21 protein-coding genes are annotated in these 16,346 nt (G+C 60.6%); 6 read left to right on the forward strand and 15 right to left on the reverse strand.

Annotation, left to right across the window (positions count from 1 at the left end; translation table 11 throughout):
* Positions 1–10: 10 nt before the first annotated feature.
* From G449_RS0104430 to G449_RS0104495, 14 genes are all read right to left on the reverse strand, one after another.
* Entirely contained in the window at positions 11–601 is a 591-nt protein-coding gene (locus G449_RS0104430) for a phage connector family protein (RefSeq protein WP_022658106.1), read from the reverse strand.
* Between the two features lie 82 nt (positions 602–683).
* Entirely contained in the window at positions 684–1,127 is a 444-nt protein-coding gene (locus tag G449_RS0104435) for a hypothetical protein (protein WP_022658107.1), read from the reverse strand.
* A 101-nt stretch (positions 1,128–1,228) separates the two neighbouring features.
* A complete protein-coding gene (locus G449_RS0104440; protein WP_027180707.1) occupies positions 1,229–2,221 on the reverse strand; it encodes a major capsid protein in 993 nt (330 codons plus the stop codon).
* Between the two features lie 71 nt (positions 2,222–2,292).
* Entirely contained in the window at positions 2,293–2,847 is a 555-nt protein-coding gene (locus G449_RS18575; RefSeq protein ID WP_022658109.1) for a hypothetical protein, read from the reverse strand.
* Positions 2,828–3,193, reverse strand: coding sequence for a hypothetical protein (locus G449_RS0104450; RefSeq protein WP_022658110.1), 366 nt, complete (start codon positions 3,191–3,193; stop codon positions 2,828–2,830). The genes G449_RS18575 and G449_RS0104450 overlap by 20 nt, the downstream gene beginning before the upstream one ends.
* Positions 3,193–5,073 (reverse strand): portal protein, encoded by a 1,881-nt coding sequence (locus G449_RS15985; protein ID WP_022658111.1) that lies wholly within the window; start codon positions 5,071–5,073, stop codon positions 3,193–3,195. Before G449_RS15985 ends, G449_RS0104450 begins: the two co-directional genes overlap by 1 nt.
* A gap of 1 nt (position 5,074) precedes the next feature.
* Positions 5,075–5,857, reverse strand: a complete 783-nt coding sequence (locus tag G449_RS0104460; protein ID WP_022658112.1) for a GNAT family N-acetyltransferase — start codon at positions 5,855–5,857, stop codon at positions 5,075–5,077.
* Positions 5,857–7,233 (reverse strand): terminase large subunit domain-containing protein, encoded by a 1,377-nt coding sequence (locus tag G449_RS0104465; RefSeq protein WP_022658113.1) that lies wholly within the window; start codon positions 7,231–7,233, stop codon positions 5,857–5,859. The genes G449_RS0104460 and G449_RS0104465 overlap by 1 nt, the downstream gene beginning before the upstream one ends.
* Before the next feature lie 29 nt (positions 7,234–7,262).
* Complete coding sequence (locus G449_RS0104470; protein WP_022658114.1) at positions 7,263–7,619, reverse strand: hypothetical protein; 357 nt, start codon at positions 7,617–7,619, stop codon at positions 7,263–7,265.
* The gene (locus tag G449_RS0104475) at positions 7,619–8,032 is read right to left on the reverse strand and encodes a DUF2730 family protein (protein WP_022658115.1); all 414 of its coding nucleotides are present in this window, start codon (positions 8,030–8,032) and stop codon (positions 7,619–7,621) included. The genes G449_RS0104470 and G449_RS0104475 overlap by 1 nt, the downstream gene beginning before the upstream one ends.
* 81 nt (positions 8,033–8,113) lie before the next feature.
* Positions 8,114–8,425, reverse strand: a complete 312-nt coding sequence (locus tag G449_RS0104480) for a hypothetical protein (RefSeq protein ID WP_022658116.1) — start codon at positions 8,423–8,425, stop codon at positions 8,114–8,116.
* A 1-nt stretch (position 8,426) separates the two neighbouring features.
* On the reverse strand, positions 8,427–9,110 hold the full coding sequence (locus G449_RS0104485; protein WP_022658117.1) for a glycoside hydrolase family 108 protein: 684 nt from the start codon (positions 9,108–9,110) through the stop codon (positions 8,427–8,429).
* Between the two features lie 224 nt (positions 9,111–9,334).
* Positions 9,335–9,967 (reverse strand): Mor transcription activator family protein, encoded by a 633-nt coding sequence (locus tag G449_RS17710; RefSeq protein WP_022658118.1) that lies wholly within the window; start codon positions 9,965–9,967, stop codon positions 9,335–9,337.
* Positions 9,957–10,211 carry a hypothetical protein gene (locus tag G449_RS0104495; RefSeq protein WP_022658119.1) on the reverse strand — a complete coding sequence of 85 codons (255 nt, stop codon included), beginning with the start codon at positions 10,209–10,211 and terminating at the stop codon, positions 9,957–9,959. The genes G449_RS17710 and G449_RS0104495 overlap by 11 nt, the downstream gene beginning before the upstream one ends.
* Before the next feature lie 329 nt (positions 10,212–10,540).
* Between G449_RS0104495 and G449_RS0104500 the strand changes: the two genes are divergently transcribed.
* A complete protein-coding gene (locus G449_RS0104500) occupies positions 10,541–11,215 on the forward strand; it encodes a S24 family peptidase (RefSeq protein WP_022658120.1) in 675 nt (224 codons plus the stop codon).
* 174 nt (positions 11,216–11,389) lie between these two features.
* On the opposite strand, the gene G449_RS0104505 is transcribed toward G449_RS0104500, so the two are convergent.
* A complete protein-coding gene (locus G449_RS0104505) occupies positions 11,390–11,635 on the reverse strand; it encodes a hypothetical protein (RefSeq protein ID WP_027180708.1) in 246 nt (81 codons plus the stop codon).
* Between the two features lie 206 nt (positions 11,636–11,841).
* On the opposite strand from G449_RS0104505, the gene G449_RS15995 reads away from it, so the two are divergent.
* From G449_RS15995 to G449_RS16005, 5 genes are all read left to right on the forward strand, one after another.
* Entirely contained in the window at positions 11,842–12,234 is a 393-nt protein-coding gene (locus G449_RS15995; protein WP_022658122.1) for a NirD/YgiW/YdeI family stress tolerance protein, read from the forward strand.
* Positions 12,235–12,389: 155 nt separating this feature from the next.
* Positions 12,390–12,839, forward strand: coding sequence for a NirD/YgiW/YdeI family stress tolerance protein (locus G449_RS16000; RefSeq protein WP_022658123.1), 450 nt, complete (start codon positions 12,390–12,392; stop codon positions 12,837–12,839).
* 2 nt (positions 12,840–12,841) lie between these two features.
* Positions 12,842–13,552 carry a response regulator transcription factor gene (locus G449_RS0104520; protein ID WP_022658124.1) on the forward strand — a complete coding sequence of 237 codons (711 nt, stop codon included), beginning with the start codon at positions 12,842–12,844 and terminating at the stop codon, positions 13,550–13,552.
* Entirely contained in the window at positions 13,552–15,117 is a 1,566-nt protein-coding gene (locus G449_RS0104525) for a sensor histidine kinase (protein ID WP_022658125.1), read from the forward strand. The genes G449_RS0104520 and G449_RS0104525 overlap by 1 nt, the downstream gene beginning before the upstream one ends.
* Entirely contained in the window at positions 15,117–16,343 is a 1,227-nt protein-coding gene (locus G449_RS16005) for an MdtA/MuxA family multidrug efflux RND transporter periplasmic adaptor subunit (protein WP_022658126.1), read from the forward strand. Before G449_RS0104525 ends, G449_RS16005 begins: the two co-directional genes overlap by 1 nt.
* The last annotated feature ends 3 nt before the right edge of the window (positions 16,344–16,346 follow it).

A 16,346-nucleotide genomic window follows, 5' to 3' on the forward strand; every position in this document is an offset into this window, starting at 1 on the left:
GCGGGTGCACTCAGCGCACGGCAAGCCAGGGGTCTTCCACCGGACGGTCGCTGCGTTCAGACGCTGCGGCGCTGCGGGCTGGCGGCAGACTGGCGGCATAGAGCTGCTCAAGCTCCATCGCCTTTTGACTGCTGCCTTTAAGCAGAGGGGCGGCAATGAGGGCGGCCAGCTTGCGGGCCAGCATGTGCGCGAAGAGGTCATCAAAAAGGCGGCTGTTGCGCACGTCTTCCGTGTATAGGGCAAGGGCGCGCGCCGCATCGGTGAGCAGCAGCGAGCCATCGCCCGCCGCGTTCTGCGCAAGGCAGAAGGGCCGGGCCGTAATGCCCTCGTGGCGCACCGCGTGCACCTTGAGGCAGTCATCGGGCAGGGCGTAGGCAAAGCGGAATTCCGGCGCGTAGCCTTCGGGCAGCGGCACAAGGGCCATCCATGTTCTACGCTGGGCAAAGCTCCAGGGAAAATCGCGCAGCACCTGTCGCCGGGCGGAATCCCAATACAGGCGGCATTGCAGGGCCTCTGGCGTGTTTTCCTGCTCCGAGGCGACACTGCGCGTCCCCAGAAAGCCCAGCGCGCGGTTCCACACGCTTATCTGGCTGATGGTCATGGCAGTTCCTGTGATGAAGGGGAGAAAAAGCCTCCGGCCTGCCCCGCAGGTGGCCGGAGGCTGTAAGGTGGCAGGGTGTGGTTTAGCCAGCCATGATGGCGGGTTCGTAAGGCAGGTCTTCCTCCCGCGTGAGGGCGGCAAAGATGCGCCCCTTGCTCACGGTTTTGCCGTCAACGGGCGTGACGGCAAAGGTCAGCCGCAGCCAGCTTTTGCGCACTCCCTGGGGCAAAAAACGCAGATAGGGGCGTGCGCCAAGGCCAAGGCCGGGAGCTTCCACCGGGTTAGGCACAGTCACTGAAGCGCCGGGAACGGCAGTCCAGGGGCCATCGGCGCGGTCCGCCTCCTCCATGCAGATGGTGAGGCTTTGCGTTTCAGCCGGGGCAAAGGCCTCGGTTACGGAAAGCCGTAGAGGCATGGGTTCCATGCGCCCGGGAAGTTTCAGTCCGGTAAGGGGAACAGGTTGCCCCGTGGTGTTGGCGGTAAGGGGGCCTTCAAAAAACACGGAGTTGCGGTCAATAATAGCCATGAAAACTCCTTTGGCAGAATGGTGGAAGAACCGCGAAAAAACAGGATGGGTACGGTGTGGAAGCCCCGGCAAGGGCTTCCACACGTTGCAAAGGATTGTGGTTAGGCCACCACGCCTTCGCTGGAGAGTATGGCATCGCATTGGCGCACAGGGCGACCATGCAGCACCGGCACGGCCTTGGAGTCAAAGAACTCGCCGTACTGCAACTGCACGTTGCCCGCATCGGAATTCTGCAATTCAAGGGCGGTGAGCACATCGGCATTGGCGTACCACACGGCCTTCTGGCGCAGGTGCTGGGGCATGAGGTTCTTGGCCTCGATGGTCAGCTTCTGCATATCCACAAAGCCGCTCTGCCCCTTGCGTTTGCCGAGAGAGGCCACGGGCAGGTTGGCGATGCGAACGATGCCGCGCCAGTCGCGCACGGCAAGGCCGCAGCGCCAGTTGTATTTGTCGCCCACCACCTGATATTTGCGGCCGTCCGGGTCCTGAGCCATGTAAGTTTTGAGGTCTTCGTGCGAGAGGCCCCCGTTGCTTTCCTTGGGGTAGACGCCGTGCACCGACTGCGCGCCCCACGAAACAAGCCACAGGGAGGTGCAGCCGTCCTCGTCGCGCCCGCCCGCATCGAGTACGTTTTTGGCGTCCAGCGCGGGGTAGCGCATGGCAAGGCCGTTGAATTCGTCGGGGTTCAGATTGCTGTTGCCGTAAAAGAGGGTTGCGGCCACCTTCTGGCGCATGGCCTCGGCAAAGGCCACGCCTTCGCTCATGCGAAAGGCTTTGTCGCGGCTGCCATAGAGGCGCAGTTCTTCCACGTCCAGTTCCATGATGGCTTCAAGGATGCCGCAGCCTTCCTTGACCTGGCTCCACTGCGATTTGGAGGGCGGCGTACCCTGATAGAGTCTGCGCCAGTAAACCTCGGGCAGCCCGGTGCGGATGCGGGTGAGGTGGCCGTCGCTCTGGTTGGATTCCATCCAGAGCACATCGTCCATGATGTCGTTGGTTTTGTTCATCAGTTCGATGATCTGCCCGGCCTTGTCGCCACGGTAGAACTGTTCCATCTCGGCCAGGGACACCACCAAACCCATGGAATTAGCCATAATACCCTCGTCTGTTTGCAGGTTGCTCAAGAAATTTTGTTGCTATGCCCTGTGATTTGCAGGGGCGTAAATCAGATGCTTCCGCTGCGCGAACTCCAGCCTGCGTACATGCGCTCTTCAAGCGGCGGCATGGAACCTCCAGCCTGTCCCTGCACTAGCCCGTCCTCCATGAGGGCATCGGCAAGGCGGTTGAAAAAGCGCAGCACGTCAGGGTTGTTGCCGTAGCCGGTCTGTTCCAGCAGTTGGCCGATGCACTTGCTTTCATCAAACCGGTCAAGGGCAAGCTGGGCGCGGGCAACAGTGGCGGGCAGGTTTGCACCGCCGATCTGCGGGTCTTCCGTGGCCTCCTTGCGCCATTTGTTGACCTGCTCCTGCCACTGGAGGCGCTGGCCTGCCTCATGCTCGCGCAAGCGCTGGACAAATGGGTCAGCCTGCGGATCAGCCTGCGAATTGGCCTGTTCATTCGCTCGAGCGGAATTTTCTGCGCCAGCGGCAGCCTGGGGCGCTGCGGCGGCAGGGGCGGCACGGCCGGTTCCTCCATTGCTCTGGTCTGCGCCGGAAAAGCCGCTCGCAGAGGAAAAGGCGTTTTCGGCAGTGGAGGAAGCCTCAGAATGTGTCGAGATCATGAGCGTCGTTCTCCTTGGTTTGCAGCAGTCTGGGCAAATGCCCTGGGTTTGCCTGTTGCATGAGGCGCATAAGGCGCATGCCGATCATGCGTTGGCCCTCGGCGTAGAAAAGGCGTGAGCTTTGGCAGGATTCGGGCGCATTGCCCACATCCTCGGCACTGAAGTTGCGGCACAGATGCAGCAGCCAGCGCAGCAATACGCGGCCCTGAGGCTGGGCCATCAGTCCGTCCACTGCGGCCCGCATGGCGGCATCAAACGTTGGGGCGCGGTGGGCGGCATGCTGCTGCGCCTGCTGCTTGGTTTGTTCCCGCTGCTCCGCCTGTTCGTATGGGGCAAAAACATCCATTAGCGATGTCCCTCCGGCTTTGCGCCCTGTGGTTCATCATGCTGCTCCGCTTGCGCCATTGTCGCCTGTCCTGTCGCCTGTGCCTTTTTCGTATGTTCAGCGCGGGCAAGGCCCCCCGGCAGGGCGTTGCGTAGCAGACGCGTGATGCCGTCCAGAACGCTTCCCTGTTTGCCGTCCGGGCCGGAAAGCGGGCTTTGCGAGAGCTGGCGCACCATATCCACCCCTTTGCCAAGGGCCTCTGTGAGAGCCTGCGTATGGGCGGCATCAGCCCTGGCGGCGCGCAACTGCTGGCGTTCCTCCGGCGAGCGCGTGAGGCTCACGGGCAGGCCCAGGCTTTCCGCATAATTATCGAGCAGATGATCCACATTGAGGGTGTCCAGGGCTTCGGGCCACGCGCTGGAAGCCTTGAGGGTCAGGGCCATGTACTGGTCTGCCGCATTGATGCCCACCAGCTTCTGGGCTTGCGCCAGCAGGGATACAAACTCCACGCGCAGGCGGCGGCCCGCCAGCTCGGGCGGGCAGGGGGGCAGCATGTCCAGCTCGCGCATGCACTCGAAGGTGCGATCCATGAGCGGAATGAACAGCTCATCGTGCAGCCGTTCCAGCACCGGGCCAACAAGCACCAGCTTTTCCTCCTCCCGCGCCGCGATTTCACTGGCTGTCACGCCGCTGCGGCCGTCAAGGATGAGCTTGAACAGGTCGTTGTAGAGTCCTTTGCGTATCTGATCCTGAACCGACTCCATGGCTTTGCGCGCCGTGGCGAGGTCGGGGTTTATCTGCAACAGTGGCGTTGCCGCCTGTGGGCTTTGACCCGGTGCGCTGTCCACGTAGTTGACGCCGCCGGGGGTGAGATCAAGCCCCACGGAGCGCAGGCCCGCAGCCACGCTCATGGGCGGGTCAACCGCCTTGTGGATGGCCTTGAGCGTGGTGACGCCCATCTGTTGCAGCATGCGGCAGTCGGGCAGGGCGTCCATGGCGGGCGAGCGCCCGTACACATCGTTGCCCGCCACATCCCAGCGCGGGCCAAAGCCCGGAAAGGAGCGAAAGCCCGAAACCTTGAGGGCATGGCGATTGCCGTCGCGTCCTTCCAGCCAGTAGACGGAAGCCACAGGCATACGGATTGCGTCAACCAGCCCGTGCTGCGCGTTTTCACGCGGGTACACAGCCTGAATGACGTTGCGCCGCTCCTCGGGATTGCGGCGCGCCGCCTCGCGCAGGGTTTCGGGCAGGGCCGAAGGGCCGAAAGCCTGAATGATCTGGCGCAGGGTCATGCCGCTGCGGCGGAACACCGTGTCCACCCGCCGCGTTGCATCGCAGTCCAGCGCATATTCCCCCGCGCAAAGGGGGATAAAGCGGAACCCGTGCTGCGGATCAGCCAGCTCAAACACAAAGGCCGTGCCAAAGGTGCCCAGTTCGCCATACATGGTGTGCATGGCATTGTAGAAGTTTGACCGCTGAAACACGGTGCGCATCCGGTTGGCGACTTCGTCCAGCCATGCCTGACCGGGACGACTGCGGGCCAGATCGGCATCGTCAAGGCTCAGCCGAAACCACGGCCTTGCCGGGCTGGTCAGCCCGCCCTGAAGGCCCGCCGCCAGCGTGCGCATGGCCAGAATGCCGGTGGCGTCCACAAGCCCCCGGTTGAGCATGGGGCCTTCTTCCGCCGCGTCCACCTGCGGATTCAGGCGGCAGCGCGTGGGCAAAAAATGATCAGCCAGGCTTTGCCATGCCGCGTCCCATGGGGCGCGGCGGCGCAACAGGGCATCATGCCGCCGGGAAAGGGCCTGTACGTCCACAGCGTATTGCGCGGCGTTCTGCACGGAACTCTGAGGGGCGGGCTGCCCCGCAGGCGCAATGCTGTTCTGGATGTGTGCGGTCACGCTACTGCCCCAGCAGGGTTTTGCGCGTGGCATCGGCGCGGTTAAACGGGCTGGTGTACACAGAGCCGTTGATGCCCGCCGCTTTGGCGGCTTTGTCTTTCTGGTTCTGGCGCGCTGCGGTGGCGGCCTCGGTTACGGGTTTTTCCACTTCCTGCTTGGGAACGGGCGCAACTGCGGGCACATCGGGCGTGCCGCCTCCTCCAAATCCCATGCCGTCCTCCTCATGTTGAATGGTTGCTGTTGGTTGCTGCTGTATGATTGCTGACAAGTCCTGCGGTGTGCAGAGCACCAGTACGCCGTCCACCCATGTCTTTTTACGGATATGCAGACATGCGCCGGGCAAGCGCCCGAGCACGCGGAATCCGCAGGCTTCGGCCAGCCTCCAGGCATGCCGGTTGGGGGTTGGGCAAAGCCCCATAACAGCGGAACAGTCGAGGTTTGCAAAAGCCCAGCTCAAGCCCCCGTGCGCCATGGGCACCGCCAGCCGCGCCCATTGACGAAAGGTGGTGAAATCAAACTCCCACACCCGCCCCCTGCGGGGGCTGAACATGGCGCAGGCCAGCAATGGGGCCGGGCTGGAAGCGCAAGCAGAGGCGGACGTCGGCGGCGGGCCGTAACAGCCCAGCAAGACGCCTCTTTCCGGCGCGGTGATCGCTTGCCACTGGGCCAGCGCGGGCTTGAGCAGAGAACTCATGGCGCTGGCTGTGAGGCCTTCGGCTTCCATGCGTTCAAAAACGGCATCGCGGGCGTGTTGATCCACAATGGGGGCGTAGGTAAAGCGCATCAGCGGCCTCCAAAAAAGTCGTAGTCGGTGAGGGCGCGGCGCGCGCCAGAGGCTGTTTCCTGCTGTGGGTGAAAACCCGTGACTGCGTACCGCAGGGCGTCTGCCGCGTGGCTTGCCCAGTCGTGCAAGGGGCCGGAACCGGCCTGCGCGGCCTGCGAGCCTTGCCCGGAGCCAGCCTTCCAGCGCCGCCTGTAGGCCCGCAGGGCCTTTACGCCCTGGGCGCAGGCTGCCGCATCAAACCAGAAGCGCGGCAACTGGCGGCGCAGGGCATCTATGCCGTCAGCCAGCGACAGAGCCGGGGCCAGGGTAAAACGTATGCCAAGTTGGGCGGCGCTTTCCCAGCGGCTCAGCCCGGTGCCCAGTTCGCGTACGCGGATGTCGTGCGGGGCAATGTGGGTGCCGTAAACAAATCCGCGTCCGGCAATGGTTCCATCATGGACATTATGAGCGGCGGCTTCCGCAGTTTCAGCAGGGCGGGCCTTGGCGGCCAGCACCTGCGCATAATGCGCCAGCCCCTCGCCGGAAGCTTCGTAGTAGTCGAGGATGCGCCAGCAGCCCGAGGGCTCCACCTGAAAAAACCAGATGGCCGTGGCGTCATCCATGCCCAGATCCCAGGCTGTATGCACGGGAAGCTCCGGCGCGTGGGGCAGGGGGCGGATGCGCCCCTCGCGTTCTGCTGTATCCAGCAGAGGCGCGTAATAAGCACCGCGCACTGCCGCTGCAAACGAGCATTCAAACTCCTGAAGATATTCGGCCTCGTCCATGCCCCGGCGCGCCGCTGCCAGCTCCTGCTGCGGCAGATAACCGGTTTCTGAGGCGGGAAAGCGAAAGCGCGACCAGACGCCTTCTTCATCAGCGCCTGCCTGCTGCCATACGTCATAGAGCAGGTTGTCCGTGCCTTGAGGCGTGCCGCAGAAAAGCGCGCGTCCCTGACGGTCGGCCAGCATGGGGCGCAGCACCTGCGTCCATACCTCGCGGGGCATGTCCGCCGGTTCGTCCAGCACCAGATCATCCAGATACAGGCCGCGCAGGGCTTGCGCGTTTTCCGTTCCCAGCAGACGGATGCGGCCCCCGGTGGGCAGCACGCAGACAAGCTCGCTTTCCAGAAATCGCGTACCGGGCACGGCCCCGGCAAACTGTTTGCAGTAGTCCCATGCGACCGCCTTGGCCTGCCCCAGAAAGGGCGCGGCATAGGCTGCCCGCCAGTCGTGCTTGCCCACGCGCAGTGCCTGACGCACCAGATCATTGACCGCCGCCACCGTTTTGCCGAAGCGCCTGTGGCAGAGCAGCACGCAGAAGCGGGTGCGCTCCTCGTGAAAGCGCCACTGCAAAGGGCGGGGGCAGTAGGGGATGACGTGGGGGGCAGGCTGGGACATGGAAAATATCCTTGCTTTTTGGGTAAACGTTAGTTGCTTGAACTGTACTGCGGCAAAATTTTCTGCGCGAGCGCTTTGCCGGATGCGCCCGACGCCTTGGATGATGACCGGGGCGATGCTCCGGATAAATCTGCGGGCAGTCTGCCGGATGCCGCGCTTGGGGGACCGCCCCACACAACCACCATCCTGGGCGGGGCATCGGGCGAGGCTTCATCGCGGAGGGAGCGCAGGATGGCGTGCAGTTCTTTTATTTCTTTGACAATATCGATGCTTTTCTCCGCAATATCAGCTGCGCTGAGGGTGCTGGTGAGCAGGTCAAGCCGCTGCCCAAGGCTGTCGAGCAAGGTGGAGTTGCGACAAGTGCCTTTACGTTTTGCAGGGGGCATCAGTTGCAGCCTCCCGCAGCATCGGCGCCGGTGCGGCAGGCGAAAGCCGCACCACCCTGAGGCACAAGGCGGAGGCGGTCTTCCTGCCGCTCAAAGCTGTGTTCAAGCCGTTCAAGCAGCCTGTCCAGACCAGAAATGCGCACATTGAGCGCCTGAATTTCACCGCGCAGGGCCGCCAGCTCGTTGTGCAGGCCTGCCATGTCTGCGGTATCGGGGGCGAGCCGCAGGTTGTCTTCTATGGCGCTAAGCCTGCGGGTGGTTGCGGCCTCACGCCGGGTATCGCGCTGTACGTGCAGCAGGTAGTCCTCCTGCCGCACAAAGGCCCGGCGCAGGCTCCACAAGGCCCAGGCAAACAGCCCCTGCACAAGCAAAACAAGCAGGCTTGCCCCTGTGGAAGAGAAAATGTCCATCATTACAGTAACCTCCAGGTCAGTTGACCTGCTCAAAAATAAATTGGCTCAGCGTGTTGGCAGAAAGCTGCGAGTATGACCGGCCTAAAATCCCAGCCCCAGCATGCCCAACAGCAGGGTCATAATCTGGTTCAGGGCCGAGGGTGGCAGGTGGTCGCACCAGCCCGGAAAAAGCAGGGGAATAATGATGAGCCTCCCCGCAACCTCCCAGCAGAACAACAGGGAGAGCATCCAACCGAGGAAGGAGCGCCACAGCCGCAACATGCTTGCGGGCGCGCCGCCCACCTCAGCCTCGTTGATGCGGCTTTGCGCATCGTTCTGCCGGTTGCGGTCGGGCAGAATTTTGCCCACAGCGCCGGTGATACCGCCCAGCAGATTCCCTAGCAGTGCCCACATGTCAGTTTGCCTCCCGTTCAAGTTCAGCAAGATACTGGGCCAGGGCCTTTACCCTGTTGCGCCAGCCTTCAAGAAACACTTTGAGGGACGGGCGGCGGGCAGCCAGATCACGGTAAAAGGCATCGCGCAGGCGCAGTATCTGCCGGGCGGCAAACCACTGGAGGTTGGCCGATTCCAAGGCTTCGGCCAGTTCTGCCGTGCGCGGGCCGGAGATGCCGTCCTCGGCAATGGGCCGGTAGTGGTCGAGCTGGGCTTCGCCAACGGCGTTCATGCCCTGCTGCAACTGGCGCACGGATCTGGCTGGGCCCATGTTGACCGCGCCATCATACAGGGCCACGGCAAGGGGCAGAGGCAGAGCGGCGCAGCCAAGGGCATCCCAGAAGTGTTTTTTGAACAGCGCGGCGGCCTGCTGCATGGTGCAGGCGCGGATGTCGTCAGCGTCCACATCGCCGTCCATATCCAGATCAAGGCCGTTGTACGTACAATGGGGGGTGCGTGCAGCAGAGCAACCATCGCAGCTTTTGTGCTGGCGCAGGCATTCCTGCCGGGCCTGATGGGCAAGATCCTGCACCCAGCGCAGGGAAACTCCGTACTTGGTCAGACCGCCTGGATCAGCGGGATGGTCAGTGAGGCCGCCTTCCCATCTGGCGGTGAAGGCGTGGGCAGTATCAAACAGATTGGGCATGATGAGGCTCCTTGGCATGATGTGACCGCAATCAGCGGCGTGAGGAGAACATGCCAAAAAGTCGGGCGCACGTAAGACTGAAAGGATTCAGTAGTGTCAAAAGCGCAGGATGCGTTATTTTTGCAGAATTTTAGCGGAAAATGAGGAGATTGTGGCAAAAAAAGCCAGCATAAACGCTGGCTTAAATTTTTTAAGGGCAGGCAGTCTGCCGTTTTTGGCTTAATTTACAGCGCATTATCGCGCTTCTGGGCAGAAATTTGCGCGGAATCGCCAAGCATCAGCAGCAGTCTGGCCTGCGAGGGGACGGAACTTTCTTTTTTCAGAATTTGCCATACGCGGCGGTCTGATATGCCGTGGCGGCGCGCCAGGCTGGACACCGCAGATGTACTGCTTGAACCGCGCCCTGTGCTGCGTGAGAAACCTTTGACGATCTCATGCTGCCGGAGGCGGGTCATAATCGCTGTGCAGCGAGGTACATACAGGCTTGTGCCGCCAAAGGTCGCCATGAGCTTGCGCAGGCATTTAAGGCCAAGAGTTTTGCGCAACGGATGCGTTCTGTCCTTGGGCACATTGCGCGGTACGCGTATGCATTGCCCACCAAACGCGTGCAGCACCCCCCAGAATTGTTTCATATCGTTCAGGGCCCTCCATATCTGACGGGCATTGTCGGGCAAGTGGTTGATAAGTTCGCGCCATTGTTCTTCTGTTTCGGCCATATGCAGGGCATGGCCCCATGCGGGATTATTTTTGCGGCCTATACGCGAATCACCCTCTGGGGCAGAGGCTTTTGCCGAAGATTTGGCAAGTTCTGGTTGATTGTTGTCGGGCTTTGCCGGGTCAATGAGCCTATTGGTCATGGCGCGTCTCCACTGTTTGGCAGGCACGCGCGGATATGTTGATTGCGGGCGATTCTGGCGTTGCGGGCGATATTTGCGAGGTGCTGCGGAACTGTGCGGGGAATTCCTGATCCATCTGGCAGGCCAGAAGATGCAGGTGTTCGATGACGAGGCGCAGTATGGGCTGCTGGATGGCGCACTCGCCAGAGTGTAAGGAATCCAGCACAGCGCTCAAGTTACGGATGTCGTCAGGAAATGCGGACATGCTATGCTCCAGAAATAGGAAATTTAATTTAACGGGCCGTAAAATAGAAAAATCACTATTCGCGAGGATAGTCAAGGAAAAGTTTTATTTATAAGAAAAGTTTTAACAATATGAATTTATTTACATAAATTTAAAAATTTACAGAAAATAATGCCATTTTTTAACATAGATTTAAAAGTTTTCTTTGAACTTCAAGGAAAACTTGAAATTACCTAAAAACAAATATAGATGTGTACAAACAGCTCGTTTTTTTTATGAAAAATATGGTCCGTGCTGGTCGGCCATCTACGGCCCCGGCACTTCAGGGCAGCAAACAACAAGGGAAAAACATGAAGAAAGCACAAGCGCCCCTGGTATCAGCATTTGGCGCGCGTATGCGTCAGCGCAGAGAAAACTTGGGTTTGCACAAGCAGGTACTGGCAGACACGGTAGGGCTGAGCCTGACGACAATTCAGCAGTATGAGAACGGGCAGATGCCCAAGGGCAGCCATGCCGTGCGGCTTGCCGATGCCCTTGAGTGTTCGCTGGACTGGCTGCTGGCCGGGCGCGGCGATTGCGGCAACGGTATGGTACACACGCCTGAAGCGCGGCTTATGATGGTTCCCATGGCCGAGGCCCGGCTCTCTGCCGGGACAGGAAGTTTTGAAACTGGCGGCGAGGTGCTGCGGCACTATGCGTTCAGGTGGGATTTTTTGCGGCGTAAGGGCAACCCTGCGCAAATGGTGCTGTTACGCGTCTCTGGCGACAGCATGCAGCCCCGTATTGTGAACAATGACGTGGTGCTGATAGACCAGAGCCAGCGTGAGCCTGTGCCGGGGCGCATATACGCAGTGGGCGTGGAAGATATGGTCTATCTCAAGGTGCTGGATGCCATGCCGGGCAAGCTTATACTTACGAGCATAAACCCGGATTTCGCCCCTATCGAAGCCGACACCAGCGAGCAACTGGGCGGGCTGGTGCGTATCATCGGCAGGGCCGTATGGGTGGGGCGGGAGCTGGACTGAGCCAATCAGCCCACATGCGATCACGGCAGGCGCACGTAGGGCTTTGACCTCGGCTGGCATACCGCACGGCCATGCGCTGCCCGACAAATATCTGCCCCACCAACACAGCCTGGCAAAACAAAGCCTGAGCCTTAGGGCGGGGCAACTACGGGGTAGCCACAGGGCCGCCTGCTATCAGTTCTTGAGGGCTACGCCTGGGGCGGCGATTTTATCCATGTCGTGTTCGCTGGCAAGGTTGCGGTTCCATGCGCGGATGGCTGCTCCCTGCGATACCGACCACTGCTGCGAGGTTTGCCCGCAAGAACAGACAACGCGCCATACCTCTTGCCTGCGACCAGGGGGAAGCATGGATTCCAGATGGACATTGGTGCCGCCGCATGCAAGGCAAGGGCGGATGGTGTGCGGATCAAGCTCTTTCATATAGGCCACCATACCAGTTTTGAACCGGTATCACAAGGACTGCGCCTGTTAATAAAGAGCACCTGTGTGAAAGACGCAGCAGAAAAATGTTTTTTTTTGCAGGGGGGGACATTCTTAACGTTTTGCTGACGTGCATATTTGCAATGTAAGTCCGCACGCGACATGTGGCGCGTTGCAATTTTTTTAAGCACCTTTCTGGAGGAAATATGCGTTATCTGCTCGTTATGATCATGTCCCTCATGCTTGCCGCCCCGGCTTTTGCCGCCAACACCGCCGATGCCCCTGCTGCTCCTCACGCTGCCCGCAAGGCCAAGGGCGTGACAAAAGTCGCTCCGGTCGATACGGTAGCCAAGGCTTTGGCCGCTGCCAACAAAACCCCTGTGTCCGTTACCGGCACCATTGTGGAACCTGTGCAGGGCAAGAAAAACCGCTACGTCTTTGAAGACGGCACTGGCCGCATGACCGTGGCCCTTGGCAAAAAGGCCGCCGCTGCCGCGCACGTTGAAGCGCAGAGCAAGGTTCACCTGACCGGCGTCATGGTGGTCAAATCTGGCAAGGAAGGTGTGATGGCCGTGCGTAAGGCTGAAATGCAGCAGTAAGCCGCGAAATTGCGGAAATTTCCCGATGTCCGCAGGCTGCGCCACAGTGCGCGGGCATCGGGAACTGCTTTTTAAATATCTTTTGCCTCCTGCCTTCACTCCCCACAGTACATTAATCCATCCGGCGGCGCAGCCCGGCCTTTCTGGAGAACAGCATGCAAACAGTGCGCCCCGCCCCGTATCTTTTTATTCTGCTCCTTGCGTTCAGTCTCATGTTTTCTATGGAATCAGCCCCGGTCGCAGCGGGTTTTGAAGGGCCTGGCGTTGCCGCCACAGTAACGAGGGCCGTTGACGTGCTGGGCGCGCAGGATGATGCGCCATGCGTTCTTGAGGGGCATCTGGTGGAAAAACTGCCCCGCCGCAAGCACCGCTATCTGTTTGAGGATCACAGTGGTCAGGTTGTTGTGGAAATCGACAACAAGGTTTTTGAGCAACTGACAATCACGCCCAAGGACAAGGTGCGTCTGCAAGGGCATGTGGACTGGAACCGCAAGCGCCCCAACGAGGTAGAAGTGGATTCCCTATCCGTCATGGGTCCCATATCACCAAAGGATCTGCCTGAGACAGCAGCTCCGGCGCAAAAAACTGGCCCCGCAAGGCGCTGACAATGGCCGTTGCCCTTTTGCTTGTGGAGGACAACGAGGATATTCTCGCCAACCTCTATGCCTTTTTGGAGCCGCTTGGCTATGAGCTTGACTGCGCGCGCAACGGCAGAACAGGCCTTGCCATGGCGATTGACCAGCACTTTGACTGCATTGTGCTGGACATAATGCTGCCCGGCATTGACGGCATAAGCCTGTGCCGCGAGCTGCGGGACAAGCACCACAAACACACCCCCATCATCATGCTCACAGCCAGGGATGCCGTGGCAGACCGGGTACAGGGGCTTGAAGCCGGGGCTGACGATTACCTCGTCAAACCCTTTGCCCTCAAGGAGCTTGAAGCCCGCATACGAGCCCTGCTGCGGCGTGGGCGCATGTCTTCCGGCAATAGCGCCGATGGCGGGGCCGTGTGGACATATGCGGATCTGACATTTAATTCGGGCGAGCACTGGGCCGAGCGGCAGGGCCGCCGCCTACGCCTGAGCCCAACGGGTTTTCGCATCCTTGATGAACTGATACGTGTTGCGCCCGGCCTTGTGCGGCGCGAAGACCTGGAGCACGCCCTCTGGGGAGACGACCCGCCGGAAGGCAGCGCCCTGCGCACCCATATTCATGAGCTACGGCGCGAACTGGACAAACCCTTTGCCGAGTCCCTGCTGCACACCGTGCCGCATGTGGGCTACCGCCTGAGTACCGACCCCGGAGACAACGACTGATGCCCCGGCCAGAACCACCGCTCGCAGGCAGCTACGCAGCCGCACCCCGCCGCAGAACCAGCATCCGCCGTCGTCTGCTGGCGGCTTTTGTGTTTCTGGCCCTGATCATGAGCGCGGCCCTGGGCATAGTTGGGCGGCTCTCCTTTGATTCGCTGGCAACCTATCTTGTGGGCTGGCACGCAAGGCCCGTGATGGAGGCCTTTATTGAGGCTGAAAAGCGGGCCTGGGAAGCCGAAGATAACGGCGGCGGCAACCTCTATTACGGCGAAGACCTTGCCGTGGTCATGCACTGGCGTTTTCTTGTGGGCAAGCAGGTGCCGCAGCCGTGGCAGGAGATGCCGGACGGCCTGCACTTCATCAACCACATGGAAGAATTTATTCTTATTGAGCGCAGGGATGACGTCATCTATGTGCTCACTGGCGGAACGGGTGCCTTTCTGGCCCTGAAACAGCGTCTGAACCGTATTTTGCTGCTCTGCGCCGTCAGCGGCCTTGCGCTGGCTGTGGTGCTGGCGGTTGTGCTGAGCCGCCGCCTTACCGGGCCGCTCAGCAGGCTCACAACTGCGGTGGAAAGCCGACCCCCGGAGCGCATGCAGGCCAATGCGCAGGAAACACCGGACGGCTTGGCTCCCATTCCGCTGACCGGTCTTGATGACGAGGTGGGCGTATTGGCGCGGGCCATTGCTGCGCGCGAAGAAGCCTTGCAACGGTTTGTCCTGCGTGAAAGCAACTTCACGGGTGATGTGAGCCACGAGTTGCGTACGCCGCTAACCGTCATGCAGGGCGGCCTTGAGATTCTTGAACTGCAACTGCAAAGGCTGCCGCAGGCTGAAAGTCTCGCCCCGGTGGTGCAGCGGCTGTTGCGCACCACGGCCCGTATGTCCAATACCGTGCGCACCTTGCTGATGCTGGCCCGCCGCCCTGAAGAAATAGAATTTCAAACGCTGGATTGCAGCGCTTTGCTGTGGGGAATCGTGCGGGAAATGGAAGGGGACGGCCTGCTGCATTGCTCTTCTGCTTCTGACCGCTTGCCCGATCCAGATCGTGATATTATTACTGCTTTTGCCCCTGCGGAAGCATCTTTTCAACCTTCTGTTTCAGGTACTGATGTAAATCTCCCTGAAGCTGTCACGGCCATTGCGCCACGCCACACTGGCAAAAACGCGGTTGGGCGAGGCCCGGAACAGCGCCCGCCTGTAGCTTTGCAGACTTATATCGCCCCCACTGTGCGAGCCCGTGGGCAAAAAGAACTGGCGGCGATCGTGTTCAACAATCTGCTGGACAATGCCTGCCAGTATACTGAAAATGGGCGCGCCAGTGTTTCTCTTTGTCAGGGAGAGCTGCTTGTTCGCAATCGCGGGTGTATCCCCCCCGGCGTTGATATTTTTGCCAGGGGTGTGCGCTGTACCCAAAAAGCAGTCAGCGGCAGTGGCCTTGGTCTTTCGCTGGCGCTCAGAGCCTGCGAAAGGCTTGGCTGGCGGCTTGATATGGTTTCAGATCCGGCAGACGGCGAAGCTGTCTTTCGTGTAATCTTTCCTCCGATATCTCAGGGAGTTGACATATAATGCCCGGTCTTCAATCTCGGCAGAGCATGGCCTCTGCTTCCGTTTTGTTTTCAGGCAAGCGCCGATGGGTGCTGCTGTTGCTGCTGGCAGTGGTTGCGCTGCTGTGCTGGCGTTTATTTTTCAGCGGCAATCAGGCGCGCCGCGGCATGGGTATGGATACGCCGCCCGTGCGGGTTGCCGCCGCTCTTGCTCAGGATGTTCCCCATTTTCTCAATGGTTTGGGCACGGTGCTGCCCTCCAGTGACGTGCTTGTGACCAGCCGTGTGGACGGCCAGTTGCAGCGCCTGCATTTCGAGGAAGGGCAGCGGGTCAAGGCTGGCGATCTGCTGGCGGAGATCGACCCCAGACCCTTTCAGGCCACGCTGGATCAGGCGCGCGGGACTCTTGCCAAGGATCAGGCCCAGCTGGACAATGCCCGCAAGGATCTGGCCCGCTATGCCAAGCTTGCGCAGGGCAACTTTATTGCGACACAGCAGTTTGAAACCCAGCGCGCCCTTGTGCGCCAGTATGAGGGCACGGTAGAGGCCGACAAGGCCTCCGTGGATTCCGCCGCTCTCCAGTTGAGCTACAGCCGCATCACGGCCCCCACATCGGGTCGCCTGGGCCTGCGCAATGTGGACGAAGGCAACATGATAAAAGCCTCGGACACATCCGGCATTGTACGCATTACCGAGGTCAGCCCCTGTGATGTCGTGTTCACCCTGCCGGAAAGTCAGGTGCCGCTGGTCGTGCAGGCCCTGCGCGCCCACGAGGATGACGTTGACCGCCGCCCCTTGCCTGTTCAGGCCTGGGACAGGGAGCAGAAACGCCTGCTTGACGTGGGCGGGCTGCTTTCACTGGACAACCAGATTGATCTTTCTACCGGCACGGTGAAGCTCAAGGCGCGTTTCCCCAACACTGAAGGGGCCTTGTACCCCAACCAGTTTGTCAACGCCCGTTTGCAGGTGCGCATCATTAAAAATGCCGTCACAGTCCCCACCTCGGCGGTGCAGCTGGGATCACGCGGGGCTTATGTCTATGTGGCGGCCAAGAATGGCAAGGGGCTGGAAGCCGCAACGGTGCGGCCTGTAACCCCCGGCATTGCCACTGACGCCCTGACAGTTATTGATAAGGGCCTTGAACCGGGCGAACAGGTTGTGGTGGACGGTCTTGACCGCCTGCGGGATGGTATTGAAGTGAAAATTACGGCCACCGCAGAAACGCCCAAGGCACAGCCTGCGGAGTAGTAG

Origin of the sequence: Desulfovibrio desulfuricans DSM 642 (assembly GCF_000420465.1) — a bacterium.
In the GTDB taxonomy this organism is placed as follows: Bacteria; Desulfobacterota; Desulfovibrionia; order Desulfovibrionales; family Desulfovibrionaceae; genus Desulfovibrio; species Desulfovibrio desulfuricans.

Excerpts from the sequence above, each read along its gene's own strand:
- G449_RS0104505 (WP_027180708.1), bottom strand. The coding sequence starts at position 11,635 with ATGAAAGAGCTTGATCCGCACACCATCCGCCCTTGCCTTGCATGCGGC.
- G449_RS0104480 (WP_022658116.1), bottom strand. The coding sequence starts at position 8,425 with ATGTGGGCACTGCTAGGGAATCTGCTGGGCGGTATCACCGGCGCTGTG.
- G449_RS16000 (WP_022658123.1), top strand. The coding sequence starts at position 12,390 with ATGCAAACAGTGCGCCCCGCCCCGTATCTTTTTATTCTGCTCCTTGCG.
- G449_RS0104485 (WP_022658117.1), bottom strand. The coding sequence starts at position 9,110 with ATGCCCAATCTGTTTGATACTGCCCACGCCTTCACCGCCAGATGGGAA.
- G449_RS0104495 (WP_022658119.1), bottom strand. The coding sequence starts at position 10,211 with ATGTCCGCATTTCCTGACGACATCCGTAACTTGAGCGCTGTGCTGGAT.
- G449_RS0104435 (WP_022658107.1), bottom strand. The coding sequence starts at position 1,127 with ATGGCTATTATTGACCGCAACTCCGTGTTTTTTGAAGGCCCCCTTACC.
- G449_RS18575 (WP_022658109.1), bottom strand. The coding sequence starts at position 2,847 with ATGATCTCGACACATTCTGAGGCTTCCTCCACTGCCGAAAACGCCTTT.
- G449_RS0104450 (WP_022658110.1), bottom strand. The coding sequence starts at position 3,193 with ATGGATGTTTTTGCCCCATACGAACAGGCGGAGCAGCGGGAACAAACC.
- G449_RS0104460 (WP_022658112.1), bottom strand. The coding sequence starts at position 5,857 with ATGCGCTTTACCTACGCCCCCATTGTGGATCAACACGCCCGCGATGCC.
- G449_RS0104500 (WP_022658120.1), top strand. The coding sequence starts at position 10,541 with ATGAAGAAAGCACAAGCGCCCCTGGTATCAGCATTTGGCGCGCGTATG.
- G449_RS0104520 (WP_022658124.1), top strand. The coding sequence starts at position 12,842 with ATGGCCGTTGCCCTTTTGCTTGTGGAGGACAACGAGGATATTCTCGCC.
- G449_RS16005 (WP_022658126.1), top strand. The coding sequence starts at position 15,117 with ATGCCCGGTCTTCAATCTCGGCAGAGCATGGCCTCTGCTTCCGTTTTG.
- G449_RS0104430 (WP_022658106.1), bottom strand. The coding sequence starts at position 601 with ATGACCATCAGCCAGATAAGCGTGTGGAACCGCGCGCTGGGCTTTCTG.
- G449_RS0104440 (WP_027180707.1), bottom strand. The coding sequence starts at position 2,221 with ATGGCTAATTCCATGGGTTTGGTGGTGTCCCTGGCCGAGATGGAACAG.
- G449_RS0104465 (WP_022658113.1), bottom strand. The coding sequence starts at position 7,233 with ATGTCCCAGCCTGCCCCCCACGTCATCCCCTACTGCCCCCGCCCTTTG.
- G449_RS15995 (WP_022658122.1), top strand. The coding sequence starts at position 11,842 with ATGCGTTATCTGCTCGTTATGATCATGTCCCTCATGCTTGCCGCCCCG.
- G449_RS0104525 (WP_022658125.1), top strand. The coding sequence starts at position 13,552 with ATGCCCCGGCCAGAACCACCGCTCGCAGGCAGCTACGCAGCCGCACCC.
- G449_RS0104475 (WP_022658115.1), bottom strand. The coding sequence starts at position 8,032 with ATGATGGACATTTTCTCTTCCACAGGGGCAAGCCTGCTTGTTTTGCTT.
- G449_RS17710 (WP_022658118.1), bottom strand. The coding sequence starts at position 9,967 with ATGACCAATAGGCTCATTGACCCGGCAAAGCCCGACAACAATCAACCA.
- G449_RS0104470 (WP_022658114.1), bottom strand. The coding sequence starts at position 7,619 with ATGCCCCCTGCAAAACGTAAAGGCACTTGTCGCAACTCCACCTTGCTC.